Below are 12,702 nucleotides of genomic sequence, written 5' to 3'. Positions count from 1 at the left end.
TACCATGGATTTTCAACCAAATCTAGAACAAACACTCCGTGACTTGCAAGCTGGCCATCTCTCTGTAGAGGATGCGCTGGAGCAAATCAACGGGGTTAAAGAACTAGGGTATGCAGCAATTGATACTGACCGGCAACGTCGCAACGGCTTCCCTGAGGTCGTATACGGCGAAGGAAAGACAGTTGAGCAAATTGAAGGAATCCTGCAATTTCTTTCACAGAAAGAATTGCCGATCCTCACAACAAGAGTCTCTCTCCAAAAGGGAGAGGCTCTTTCTCAACGCTTTCCGACTGGCCACTATTATCCAGAAGCTCGCTGCTTCGTTCTCAACTCTAAAAAGGAAGAAGCCGATCCTGAACACTACATTGCGGTCGTCACAGCAGGGACAAGTGATGTTCCTGTTGCAGAAGAAGCTGCAGTCACTGCAGAAACCTTTGGCCATTCGGTTCGCCGAATCTATGATGTGGGAGTCGCCGGCATCCATCGCCTCTTCAATCGCTTAGAAGAGATCCAAAAAGCCAGTGTGATCATCGTGATTGCCGGTATGGAAGGAGCTCTTGTCAGTGTCGTAGGAGGCCTTGTGGATGTCCCCGTTATTGCCGTTCCGACCAGCATTGGATACGGAAGCAACCTTCAAGGGCTAACAACCTTGATGAGTATGTTGACCTCTTGCGCTTCTGGCGTAACGGTCGTCAACATTGATAACGGATTTGGTGCAGCTTATTCAGCATGTATGATCAATCGACTCAACCACAATCGAAAGGAAAACTGATGACCAGTCTATTTTTAGAACCTTTTTCTGGAATAAGTGGCGATATGCTCAATGGTCTTCTTGTGGACCTTGGGGCAGATGTCGAGCTTCTTCACACAGAACTCGAGAAACTGGGAGTGGACGGTTTCCACCTCCACGTTCATCGCGTCGCAAAAAGCGCAATTTGGGGAACTGATTTCGATGTTCACCTTCACCACGGGGAGAAAGATACGGGGATTGAAGGTGATTTTGATCACGATCATGCTCATCATCACGATCATGAACATCATCATGATCACGAGCATCATCACGATCATGAACACCATCATGATCACGAACACCATCACGATCATGAACACCATCATCACCATTCCCACGCGGATGCTCGCAGTTATGCGGATATCCACGATCTGATTGCCGCTTCACAGTTGAGTCCTTTTGTGAAACAAAAAAGTCTTGAAGTCTTTCTTGATATCGCAAAGGCCGAAGCAGCTGTGCATAACATGCCTGTCGAACAGATTCATTTCCATGAAATTGGTGCAATTGACTCCATCGTCGATATCGTTAGCTTTTTCATCCTAGTGGAATCGCTCGGTATCGATACGGTTTACTCTACTCCTCTCACTGAGGGAAGTGGGACTATTTCAGTTGCCCATGGAGAAATGCCTGTTCCGGTTCCCGCTGTGATGCAGTTGAGAAAAGGAACGACTATTCCGATTACTCAAGACTTCACAGTTAAAACGGAGTTGATTACTCCGACAGGGTTAGCCCTCCTTAAAGCATTGTCCCCAATCTTTGAACCAATCCCCTCTCACCTTTCCATCGAAAGTGTGGGCTATGGATTTGGTAAAAGAGAGACTGGAAAATTCAATGCTTTACGCGGTTCGCTATTGAAAGAAGACACCGCTCACAGCACCACTGTTGTTCATCGCACGGAAGATCAAATTATTGAGATCACCACTACGATCGATGATCAAACACCAGAGCAACTCGGTTATATTATCCACCGTTTCCTGGACGCTGGAGCTTTAGATGTCTACTATCGTAGCGTCGTTATGAAAAAGAATCGCCCTGGCTTTGAGTTGATTCTCTTGATTCAAGGAAGTCAGTTAGAAGATTTTTCAGCCCTCTTGTTCAAAGAAACCAGTACCATTGGTTTTCGATACCAACAAGTCGACCGAAAGGTCATGCAACGTCGATTTGAACAAATCGATACGGAATTTGGACCCGTTACGGTAAAAATTAACCAGTACGGATCTACCACTAAAAAAACACTTGAATACGAAGACTGTCAGCGTATTGCTACGGAGATGCAGTTGCCGATTCAAGAAGTTTATCACCAATTACAAAAATACATTTATTAATTTAGGAGACATTAATTAACATGACACATCAATTACTTGCAGAAGTTATGAGTACAGCTTTGATGATTATCTTCGGGGTTGGCGTACACTGTGACGACGTTTTGAAGAAAACAAAATATGCTGGAACTGGACACTTATTCGCGATCACTACATGGGCATTCGGTATCACTGTCTGCTTGTTTGTCTTTGGCGGCGTTTCAATGAACCCTGCTATGGCTTTGTTGAAAGTCCTTCTTGGTAAATTGACAATCGCTCAATTCTTCCCAATTGCAATCGCTGAAATGATCGGTGCCTTCCTTGGTGCAGTCATTGCTTACTTTATGTATGCAGACCACTTCAAGATTTCTGAAGGTCAAATTGATGGTGTTGCTATCCGTAACATCTTCTCAACTAACCCTAACTGCCGTAACCTTCCACGTAACTACTTCGTCGAAGCGTTCGCAACATTTATCTTCTTGACATCTATCATGGCTGCTGAACACGCCAACGAAGCAATGCTTCCATTCACTGTTGGTTTGATCGTTTGGGCTATCGGTATGGGTCTTGGTGGTACTACAGGTTTCGCGATGAACCAAGCGCGTGACCTTGGACCTCGTTTCGCTTACCAAATCTTGCCAATCAAAGATAAAGTAAACAACGACTGGCAATATGGTCTTCTTGTACCAGGTACTGCTCCATTTGTTGGTGCTGTCCTTGCCTTCTTCTTCATCCGTTACTTCCTTGGAATCATGTAATGAGTTGATCGAAGAATCATTCAAAAGCAAGCATCGAAAGGTGCTTGTTTTTTTGATTCCTTCATTTTCCGAAGCCATCCATAAAATGATATAATGGACAGAGCAAATCATGAAAAAAACAAGAGAAGGAAGAACGACATGACTCACTTTCACACCATTGTCATCGGTGGTGGCCCAGCAGGTATGATGGCGACCATTGCCAGCGCCTCTTATGGCCAACCTACGCTACTGATCGAAAAAAATAAAAAGCTAGGTAAGAAACTTGCAGGTACCGGAGGAGGTCGCTGTAATGTCACGAACAACGGTACCTTAGACGATTTGATGGCCGGTATCCCTGGAAATGGCCGTTTTCTTTACAGTGTGTTTTCCCAATTTGATAATCATGATATCATCCAATTTTTCACCGATAATGGCGTCAAACTAAAAGTCGAAGACCATGGTCGGGTCTTTCCTGTTAGTGATCAATCTCGCACCATTATTCAAGCCTTAGAAAATAAGATCCTCGAGCTTGGTGCTAGCATTGCCACCAACTGTGAAGTGGTCTCTGTCACCAAGCCAGAAGACGTCTTCATCGTCAAATCATCTGAAAACACTTGGACAGCTGATAAGCTGATCGTCACAACTGGAGGCAAATCCTACCCTTCTACCGGCTCTACTGGCTACGGACACGAAATTGCCCGCCACTTTAAACACACCATCACAGATCTCGAAGCGGCAGAAAGTCCTCTTTTGACAGATTTTCCACACAAGGCCCTCCAAGGGATCTCTCTGACAGATGTGACCCTCAGCTACGGTAAACACATCATCACACACGACCTTCTCTTTACACATTTCGGTCTCTCTGGTCCTGCAGCCCTTCGGATGTCTAGCTTTGTTAAAGGCGGGGAAATCTTATCTCTGGACCTCCTTCCGACAAGCTCTTCTCAAGAGTTAAAAGACTTTCTAGAAGAGCATCGAGAAAAGGCCATTAAAAATAGCCTCAAAGCCCTTCTTCCTGAACGATTAGCTGATTTCTTGGCGCAAGGATTCCCTGAAAAAGCCAAGCAACTCACTCCTCTTCAAACAGAAGAGCTCATTCAAAAGATCAAAGAGCTACCTATCCCCTTCACTGGGAAGATGTCACTAGCTAAGTCCTTTGTGACCAAGGGTGGTGTCAGCCTTAAAGAAATCAATCCTAAAACCCTAGAAAGTAAGCTCGTTCCTGGGCTCCACTTTGCAGGAGAAGTCCTCGATATCAATGCCCATACAGGCGGTTTTAATATCACATCCGCCCTCTGCACCGGTTGGGTAGCAGGGAGCCCTCATTACTAAAAAACGAACTCGATTTTCCATCGAGTTCGTCTTTTTATTGTTCTTTGGTTAATGAAAAACGGAAATCATTGTATTTGGTGTAGTCAAATTCTGTATTGACAGGCGCTGTGAAAACAATCGGGGTATAGTGTCCTTCTTCTAAGACAAAACCTGGCTCCAGTCGGAAGTTGGCTACACCTAGCCCTGTGATCCCAGGAAGCAAGGCATCAGCTCCATCCAATCCTTCTGACTCCCAATAGTAGATATTGCCTGTTGCTTTTACTGCTCTTGCTGTATAGGTAGCTGTCCGAGTTGGTTCGCTATCATTTTTGAAGCTAACCACTGTTGTCACATCTCCATTGGCATCCACTGTCATTTTAATCGCATCCGCTTGTGGACTAGATCCTACCCAAGTTCCCACCAATTCTGCAGGGACAGGAGCTTGCGTCGTAGTAGACGCATTCTCTGTCTTACCAGAGTCTTTTGCAGCTGTCGCGCTACTTGCTTGAGTCGAAGAGCTAGCTGTATCGTTTGCCTGAGAGGAAGATGCCGCACTCTTTTTGCTATTACTTTTGGCTTTTTTCTCTACCTTGCTGGTAGATGCTTTTTCGGATGAGGAAGCTGTTTTTTTATCCTTTGCACCACAACCACCGAGAGCTAGACCAAGTGAAGCAGCCACCAGAACAGCGGCACTCCAACGGAAGATTGATTTTTTCATACGATCACCTCTTTATCTTTCTGACTCCCATTATACTCCAATTATTACAAAAATCAAGTTTTTTTGTAATAATTGTAACTTTTTTGTAACATATTTTTACATTTAAAATACCAATCGCAATAGGGCAATCAAGACAATTCCAAACAAAACAGTTCCCATAAGGTTTTTGTAACGAAAGGCTACAAAGAGACTGGGAATGGTCACTACTAAGTCCAACCAGTGGAGCTGCGGGAGATTCCCAATTTTCCCATCTACTAAACTTGATAAAACCAAGGCAAAGATAATGGAAATGGGCAGGTATTTGAGAAAGCGGGTCACAGGAGCCGGCAGTCCCTTATATTTGACTAAGAGGAAGGGCAAGATCCGAGGAATCCAGGTAACGAGGGCTGAGGCCAGAATGGCCATGAAGATATAACTATTCACGCGCATCACAGACCACCCCCACAAAACAGCCGATCAAGGTCGCAGCTAACACTGCTAGAGGTTGCGAAACAAAAAAGAGTAAGAGAAAGAAACTCACTGCTACTGCTAACAGCACCATGAGCATGGTCTTGGTCTTTTCTGTTAGTTGCATTCCTTGAAACTGGGCTGCAAAAATCCCAATAAACATAGCCACTAAAGCAAAATCAAGCCCAAAAGCCTTTGGATCAGGTAGGAGAGATCCTAGAGCTGTTCCGATAACCGTCGCACTGATCCAGGCCACATAGCCTACTAGATTGTTCCCATGCATCCAAGGAACTGTAATGGTATCCGTCTTTAACTTCTCACTCAAGTAGACCCCATAACTCTCATCAGTCAGGAGACTTCCAATCCCGATAGTATGAGCGAGACTAGCATCCTTAAAGTCAGACGACGTATGCAGACTCATCAACATATTACGGAGATTGATCAAACACACCGTCAAGGCCATATTCAATATCGAAGAATGAGCCGCAATCAGAGAGATCATCGCAAACTGGGCCGCCCCAGCATAGACCAATACACTCATCAAGGCCATCTCCAAAGGAGAAAGATAGGGAGACGCCACCACACCACAAGCCAGGCCAATACTGATATAGCCCAAAGCCGTCGGTAGCGCGTCCCTCACCCCCTGCCAAAAATCTTTTTCCACTCTCTCACTCCTTTCTGAATCATTGACCTCTATTATAACACGAGAAAAAAGGTTGAAAAAGGACCAATGAAAGACTCAAACGATTCCTACTGCACTTATATTTTAAAATCTTAATTAGCCTTCCAATTGTATATTATAGATAAAATAGTAAGTGTCACAAAAACGATCATAAAAATGATGTAGAGAACGAGAAAGAGAAGAGCTAACTTTTTATACAGTTTATCTTTATTACAAAAACGTTCAACATAGGACTCTCTTGGATTTTGAGGATTATACCAGACAGTCATGATGGATCCTTTGGGAAAGGCTTCTTCTAAAACGTTTGTATTGGAGACAATTGAATTTCTAGAAATCACTAAATTTTCACCCAAAAGATCCGGTGTATCAGCTACCGCCTTACGGCTCATCCAAGGGGCAGACTTCACCACGGTCCAACGGTATTCTAATTGTCTCTTATATGCTACTCCATCAACAATATATTCTACAATTGGTGGAATCACCTGTTTTGCATATGCATACCCAACAACAATACCATCAACCCGTTCTGTTGATAGATTTTTCCTTCTTGCAAAACGCTTAGAAATTAGGAAATAGATAGAGCCACCCCCTATTGCAAAAAGAAATATAATATATAATGGCATTTTTCTACCTCCTATTTTTAAGAATATTAAAAGCTATCAAATCTTTCTTGCTCACCATTTTCCACTTCTTGGGAGATAGTCTCTATCATATCATTCCATTTATGAAGTTGGTAATCAAATTTGAACACAAATATCACTATAAAACTAATCATCAAAAAGAGTGCTGCAATGGTTTCATTTCCGATGACAAACAAAAGAATCGTGGCTACAGTTAGGAACCTAAAAAGATTGACCAGAAATGTAAAGTACATCTTCCGTCTCTTTAATGCCTTGATGAACTTCTTGCACTGATCCTCATCCAACTTAGATGTTTGTAATTTCAGGCTTGCATGGTAATATCGAATGATCCAAGCAGCAAGGAAGTAGGAGATAACACCTAAAATCGGAATCGTTCCAAGTCGGACCAACTGATTGTCAAATATTCCAGCCTCCGCTAATCCATCCGAAATTTTGTTAATAATAAATAATGTAATAGGGAGCAGTACATAAGACCAGTAGTTAGGAGAAGATGTCTCTTCTAGTATGACTTTTCCCTCCCAATCAAAATGGTAATTCTTGTTTTCCCATATTCCTAAATTAATCATTGTTGGCATAATGACCTCTTTTTCACTTTCCTTGTATGTTTTCTATTTTATTGTAGAATTGTTTAAACTCATCATAGGAATGAATCTCATGTTCTTGGCCATCTATAGAATATTCTGCTGGTATTGTAACATTTTTAAATAAATTCGTTTTTTGATTCACTAAAAGTTGAAGTATAGGAATGTTCGTATCCACACTAGGTCTATCTACCAAAATCCCTATCATAGAATGATTTTCGGAAAATAAATCTTTAGTATTTGGGTACTTATCAAACATTACAGCATCGGGTTCAGGAAATTTTTTGGTTTTATCTAATGAGATTCTACGATCAGCCATTGTTAGCTGCTCATGAATAGGTAAAAATGAAATATAGTTGGTTGAATCATTCACAACTTCTTTTTCAGTTGTATCACCTTGATCAATTACCTTTCCTGATTGTAAATCAATAGATTTAATAATGTCCTTCTTATAATGATCCTTAGGAATTTTTAAGTATATATCCAACAATTCTTTGCCATTACTAATATAGATAACATTGTCAATTCTATCTGGTACATATGATTTGTTGTATTCACGAGTCATTTTAAAAAGATCATAATCCTTAGGAGTTAATTTCTTATTTTTTATATTGTATATAGTAATACCCCAATACTCTTTCCCATCCGGAATATTATGTTTCATATCATTAATATCCTTTAGTTTGTGGTATTCTTTAACAATTTTCGTTTTCCCAACAATTGGATACGATCGTAAAACGCCCCCATTATTCTTTGTCATATAATAATCAAGTTTATTTGAATAATCCCATTTTGTAACGATAACCTTCCCATTTTCAATAAAATCATAATCGACAATTTTTTCTTTCAGATCAATAAACGTATATGGTTTTATATAAATAGAGATATAAGTCATATAAGACAAACTCAACACAAAGCCTAGGCCAATCATGCCAAAGATTAGTTTTTTGACTCGATTTGGTAACTTTAACATGCGCTCGTTCCTCTCTTCCACCTCAGTTTCATTCCCTCTATCATACCGAATTTTCTTGTCAACCGCAAATCCGCTACTAGTTGGTGAGATTTCAGCAAAAAAGCCATTGGAATCGCATATCCAATTGGCTCCTTTTTCTTATTCAATTCCTTCAAAGGCTAGGCTTGGTTTGGCATTAAGATCCCAGCCTGCGAAGTTTTCTTTGTTCCACTCACTGACGCTGGCATAGGCGATCATCCCTGCATTGTCCCCACAGAGGCGCAGAGGAGGAATGATGACCTTGACATCGGTGATCTCAGAAGCCAAGCGTTCACGAAGGCCTTGGTTGGCTGCGACGCCACCAGCGACGACTAGAGTTTTGACCGGATATTTCTCCAAAGCCTTCTTGGTCTTGGCCATGAGAATGTCAAGTACGGCTGCCTGAAAACTTGCAGACAAGTCTGCATTGGAGAGACTTTCTCCTTTTTGCTGCGCATTATGGTGCAGATTGATAAAGGCCGATTTGAGCCCTGAAAAGGAGAATTCCAGATTGTCTTCCTTGATCATGGCCCGTGGGAAATCGTAGATATCAGCCCCTTGGTGGGCCAGCTGATCAATCTCACGTCCTGCTGGATAGGTCAAGCCCATGACGCGCCCAACCTTGTCATAAGCCTCTCCGACAGCATCATCACGGGTCTCTCCGACGATCTTATAATCACCCGCTTCACTGACGTAGACTAGTTCTGTATGTCCTCCACTCACCAGCAAGGCCAAAAGCGGAAACTCTAAGGGCTCGACGCTTTGAGCGGCCATCAAATGCCCTGCCATATGATTGACAGGAATCAAAGGAAGTCCATGCGCCCAGGCAAAGGCCTTGGCTGCAGCTAGGCCGACTAAAAGAGCTCCAACTAGGCCTGGACCGTAGGTGACAGCCACAGCTGTGACATCTGCTTCTGTGATACCGGCTTCTTCCAGGGCTTCTTCAATACAAGCGGTGATGACTTCCACATGGTGACGAGAGGCTACCTCAGGCACCACCCCACCAAAACGCTTGTGACTTTCGATTTGACTGGCAATGACATTGGACAAGAGTTGGTCGTCATTTTTCAAGACAGCCACACTGGTCTCATCACAAGATGTCTCAAAAGCCAAAATATATCTATCTTTCATTTGGGTTCCTCTTCATGATCACAGCATCCTCTATGGGATCGTGATAGTAGTTTTTCCTCCGTGCAATTTCTTCAAAATGCATTTTTTTGTATAGGCCTTGGGCCGGTTGATTGGACACGCGCACTTCTAAGAAAATTTCTTTTTGGTCCGGCAACTGCGCGAGTAACTGCTGAGCTAGGCCTTGGCCTTGAAAGGCGCGCTTGACCGCGATCTGTAAGACCTCTGCTTCATAGAGAGTCACTTGAATGGCGACAAAACCAAGGACTTGCCCCTCATCCACAGCTAGGAAATAGAAGATCGATTCCTGCTCTAAATCAGCTTCAATCTGCTCCAACTTCCAGGGGCTAGCTTCATAGACATCTTCCAGCACAGCGAGAATAGCAGCCGCATCTTGGCTACTCCCTTTCCTGATTGTTCCTTTCATCATAGGCGCTTGATGTAAGAGGTCGTTGTTTCCGTGTGGTTTTTGAGCCAATTTTCCTCCGCTTCGACCCGTTTGAGATAATGAGGGACAAAATCATGGAGGCTAACAGGCGCTTGTTTGAAACCGAGACGTCCGATTTTCACTGCATCTGGCAAGGTTTCATAGTAAGTAGCCCTTGGTAGGCTAGAGGCAATCTGCTCCTTAAAGGCAGTGACTTCTCCGACAAAGGTGACCTGCTCACTTGTCGCTGCACGCTCTAGGACTTCCTCAAATGGAAAATGCCCTTCTGGTGCGACCAGCTGATCATCTTGGTAAAAACCTGCATAAACGTTGTTCCGACGGGCATCCATGACGGGCACTACCAAACCTTCTAGATCATCTGGCACTAGGGCTAAGAGGCTCGAAACCCCGACCAATTCAATTCCTAAGGTATGAGCCAAGGTCTTTGCCGTTGCGACCGCAATGCGCAGTCCAGTGTAGCTCCCAGGACCATCTGCCACCACGATGCGATCCAAGTCCTTGGGTGTCAAATCGATTTGTTGCATTAAAAAATCGATGACCGGCATCAAGGTGATACTATGATTTTTTTTAATGGTTAATGTTGTTTCTGCAAGTAGAGTCTCATCTTCTAAAATCGCTACAGAAAGAGCCTTACTCGAGGTATCAAATGCTAATAATTTCATTTCCTACTCCTCTTGAACTGGATTATATTATACTACAAATTCCCTTCAAATCCCAGCGAAACTCTCCTCCAGAGCGCAGGATTTTCATATCCAAAATCGCTTAAAAGCTTCTCTATTATAGGTCTTTGCCTCTCTGACTTTTCCAGTCTATCTTTTACTTACAGGCGAATTTATGATATAATAATAATTAATTGCATCGAATCAGGTCCACTAGTTGCGAGTAGGAAACTCTAGTGATTGCACTCCTCCGTAGCTAACAAATAGACCGAAATAATGAAAGGAAAATTACTTCATGATTTACAAAGTTTTTTATCAGGAAACAAAAGACCGCAACCCTCGTCGTGAAACCACGCATGCACTTTATCTCGATATTGATGCACCAAATGAACGCGAAGGACGCATCCAAGCACGTCAATTGGTTGAAGCAAACACAGATTTCAACATTGAATTTATCACACCACTTTCTGAGCAACACCTTGCTTATGAGAAAGAGTCAGGTGCTTTTGAACTAACGGAGTACTAATCCATGGCTTATACCTTAAAACCTGAAGAAGTTGGTGTATTTGCCATTGGTGGACTTGGAGAGATCGGGAAAAATACCTACGGGATCGAATACCAAGATGAAATCATCATTGTCGATGCCGGGATCAAATTTCCAGAAGATGACCTCCTTGGGATCGACTATGTCATCCCAGATTACTCTTATATCGTTGACAATATCGATCGCGTCAAAGCGGTTCTCATTACCCACGGACACGAAGACCACATAGGTGGGATTCCTTTCCTTTTGAAACAAGCCAATGTCCCTATCTATGCTGGGCCTTTGGCGCTTGCCTTGATCCGTGGAAAATTAGAAGAGCATGGCCTTCTTCGCGATGCCAAACTCTACGAAATCAACCAAAACACTGAGCTTCAATTTAAAAATCTTAAAGCAACCTTCTTCCGTACGACTCACTCGATTCCAGAACCTTTAGGGATTGTGATTCACACCCCTCAAGGAAAGATTGTCTGTACCGGAGACTTCAAATTTGACTTCACACCTGTTGGGGAACCAGCTGACCTCCATCGTATGGCGGCCCTTGGGGAAGAAGGCGTTCTCTGCCTGCTTTCAGACTCAACCAACGCAGAAGTCCCAACCTTTACCAACTCTGAAAAAGTAGTTGGCCAATCCATCATGAAGATCATCGAAGGGATCCACGGGCGCATCATCTTTGCTTCCTTTGCTTCGAATATCTTCCGTCTCCAACAAGCAGCTGAGGCAGCTGTCAAGACAGGTCGTAAGATCGTCGTCTTTGGACGCTCGATGGAAAAAGCCATCGTCAATGGAATCGAGCTTGGCTATATCAAGGTCCCTGCTGGAACCATTATCGAGCCAAATGAGATCAAAGACTATGCGGCCAATGAAATCCTGATCATGTGTACAGGAAGCCAAGGAGAGCCAATGGCAGCCCTCTCTCGGATTGCCAACGGAACGCACCGCCAAGTGCAACTCCAACCAGGAGATACCGTGATCTTCTCTTCTAGTCCGATTCCTGGAAATACAACCAGTGTGAATAAATTGATCAATACGATTTCTGAAGCGGGTGTAGAGGTCATTCACGGGAAGATCAACAACATCCATACTTCTGGACACGGGGGGCAACAAGAACAAAAACTTATGCTCCGCTTGATCAAACCAAAATACTTCATGCCTGTCCATGGTGAATACCGGATGCAGAAGATCCACGCAGGACTTGCGCGTGATTGTGGAGTGGAAAAAGACAATATCTTCATCATGAGTAATGGTGATGTCCTCGCTCTTACAGCCAACTCTGCTCGGATCGCAGGAAGCTTCAATGCTCAAGATATCTATGTCGATGGAAATCGTATCGGTGAAATCGGAGCTGCCGTTCTTCGTGACCGGAGAGACCTTTCCGAAGATGGTGTCGTACTTGCTGTTGCGACTGTTGACTTCAAATCGAAGATGATCCTGGCTGGACCAGACATCTTGAGCCGTGGTTTCATCTACATGCGTGAATCAGGAGATCTGATTCGTGAAAGCCAACGCATTCTCTTCAATGCTATTCGTATCGCCTTGAAGAACAAAGATGCCAATATCCAAACCGTCAATGGTGCGATTGTCAATGCCCTTCGCCCATTCTTATACGAGAGCACGGAACGTGAACCTATCATTATCCCAATGATTCTCACACCAGATGACGAAAATTAAAAAACAACCAGTTGAAACCACTGTTTCAACTGGTTTTATAGTGACCTTTTGAGGAT

At 43.4% G+C, this 12,702-nt stretch carries 15 protein-coding genes; 6 read left to right on the top strand and 9 right to left on the bottom strand.

Translation table 11 applies throughout. The features are described from left to right. Positions 1 to 4: 4 nt before the first annotated feature. The 4 genes from larB (at position 5) to aao (ending at position 4,160) form a co-directional block, all read left to right on the top strand. On the top strand, positions 5 to 772 hold the full coding sequence (gene larB, locus O3605_RS04720; protein ID WP_371585338.1) for a nickel pincer cofactor biosynthesis protein LarB: 768 nt from the start codon (positions 5 to 7) through the stop codon (positions 770 to 772). Further along, positions 772 to 2,115, top strand: a complete 1,344-nt coding sequence (gene larC, locus O3605_RS04715; RefSeq protein WP_371585337.1) for a nickel pincer cofactor biosynthesis protein LarC — start codon at positions 772 to 774, stop codon at positions 2,113 to 2,115. Before larB ends, larC begins: the two co-directional genes overlap by 1 nt. Positions 2,116 to 2,135: 20 nt before the next feature. After that, positions 2,136 to 2,849, top strand: coding sequence for a D/L-lactic acid transporter LarD (gene larD, locus O3605_RS04710; protein WP_049489294.1), 714 nt, complete (start codon positions 2,136 to 2,138; stop codon positions 2,847 to 2,849). A 138-nt stretch (positions 2,850 to 2,987) separates the two neighbouring features. Next, positions 2,988 to 4,160, top strand: a complete 1,173-nt coding sequence (aao, locus tag O3605_RS04705) for an aminoacetone oxidase (RefSeq protein WP_371585336.1) — start codon at positions 2,988 to 2,990, stop codon at positions 4,158 to 4,160. Positions 4,161 to 4,194: 34 nt separating this feature from the next. Here the strand turns inward: aao and O3605_RS04700 are convergent, their stop codons facing one another. The 9 genes from O3605_RS04700 to tsaB all read right to left on the bottom strand — a co-directional run bounded on the left by O3605_RS04700 (position 4,195) and on the right by tsaB (position 10,437). Then, positions 4,195 to 4,857, bottom strand: coding sequence for a hypothetical protein (locus O3605_RS04700; RefSeq protein ID WP_303470917.1), 663 nt, complete (start codon positions 4,855 to 4,857; stop codon positions 4,195 to 4,197). A 102-nt stretch (positions 4,858 to 4,959) separates the two neighbouring features. Next, positions 4,960 to 5,286, bottom strand: coding sequence for a branched-chain amino acid transport AzlD family protein (locus O3605_RS04695; RefSeq protein WP_303470920.1), 327 nt, complete (start codon positions 5,284 to 5,286; stop codon positions 4,960 to 4,962). Further along, complete coding sequence (locus O3605_RS04690; protein ID WP_003003018.1) at positions 5,273 to 5,968, bottom strand: AzlC family ABC transporter permease; 696 nt, start codon at positions 5,966 to 5,968, stop codon at positions 5,273 to 5,275. Before O3605_RS04690 ends, O3605_RS04695 begins: the two co-directional genes overlap by 14 nt. 110 nt (positions 5,969 to 6,078) lie before the next feature. Next, a complete protein-coding gene (locus O3605_RS04685) occupies positions 6,079 to 6,609 on the bottom strand; it encodes a DUF3592 domain-containing protein (RefSeq protein WP_371585335.1) in 531 nt (176 codons plus the stop codon). Positions 6,610 to 6,635: 26 nt separating this feature from the next. Beyond that, entirely contained in the window at positions 6,636 to 7,202 is a 567-nt protein-coding gene (locus O3605_RS04680; RefSeq protein ID WP_371585334.1) for a hypothetical protein, read from the bottom strand. 13 nt (positions 7,203 to 7,215) lie between these two features. Continuing rightward, positions 7,216 to 8,181: a hypothetical protein gene (locus tag O3605_RS04675; RefSeq protein WP_371585333.1), complete on the bottom strand. Its 966-nt coding sequence runs from the start codon at positions 8,179 to 8,181 to the stop codon at positions 7,216 to 7,218. Positions 8,182 to 8,319: 138 nt separating this feature from the next. Then, positions 8,320 to 9,330, bottom strand: coding sequence for a tRNA (adenosine(37)-N6)-threonylcarbamoyltransferase complex transferase subunit TsaD (gene tsaD / locus O3605_RS04670; protein ID WP_045759937.1), 1,011 nt, complete (start codon positions 9,328 to 9,330; stop codon positions 8,320 to 8,322). After that, positions 9,320 to 9,757 carry a ribosomal protein S18-alanine N-acetyltransferase gene (rimI, locus tag O3605_RS04665; protein WP_195529305.1) on the bottom strand — a complete coding sequence of 146 codons (438 nt, stop codon included), beginning with the start codon at positions 9,755 to 9,757 and terminating at the stop codon, positions 9,320 to 9,322. Before rimI ends, tsaD begins: the two co-directional genes overlap by 11 nt. Continuing rightward, positions 9,754 to 10,437, bottom strand: a complete 684-nt coding sequence (gene tsaB / locus O3605_RS04660) for a tRNA (adenosine(37)-N6)-threonylcarbamoyltransferase complex dimerization subunit type 1 TsaB (RefSeq protein WP_195529301.1) — start codon at positions 10,435 to 10,437, stop codon at positions 9,754 to 9,756. The genes rimI and tsaB overlap by 4 nt, the downstream gene beginning before the upstream one ends. Before the next feature lie 292 nt (positions 10,438 to 10,729). On the opposite strand from tsaB, the gene rpoY reads away from it, so the two are divergent. After that, positions 10,730 to 10,960: a DNA-directed RNA polymerase subunit epsilon gene (rpoY, locus tag O3605_RS04655; protein ID WP_003008866.1), complete on the top strand. Its 231-nt coding sequence runs from the start codon at positions 10,730 to 10,732 to the stop codon at positions 10,958 to 10,960. 3 nt (positions 10,961 to 10,963) lie between these two features. Next, entirely contained in the window at positions 10,964 to 12,646 is a 1,683-nt protein-coding gene (gene rnjA / locus O3605_RS04650; protein ID WP_070586717.1) for a ribonuclease J1, read from the top strand. Positions 12,647 to 12,702 lie beyond the last annotated feature (56 nt).

Source organism: Streptococcus sp. 27098_8_99, assembly GCF_041431935.1.
Lineage (GTDB): Bacteria > Bacillota > Bacilli > Lactobacillales > Streptococcaceae > Streptococcus > Streptococcus parasanguinis_D.
Note: the sequence above shows the minus strand (reverse complement) of the source record. Positions and strands in the feature narration are given on the sequence as shown.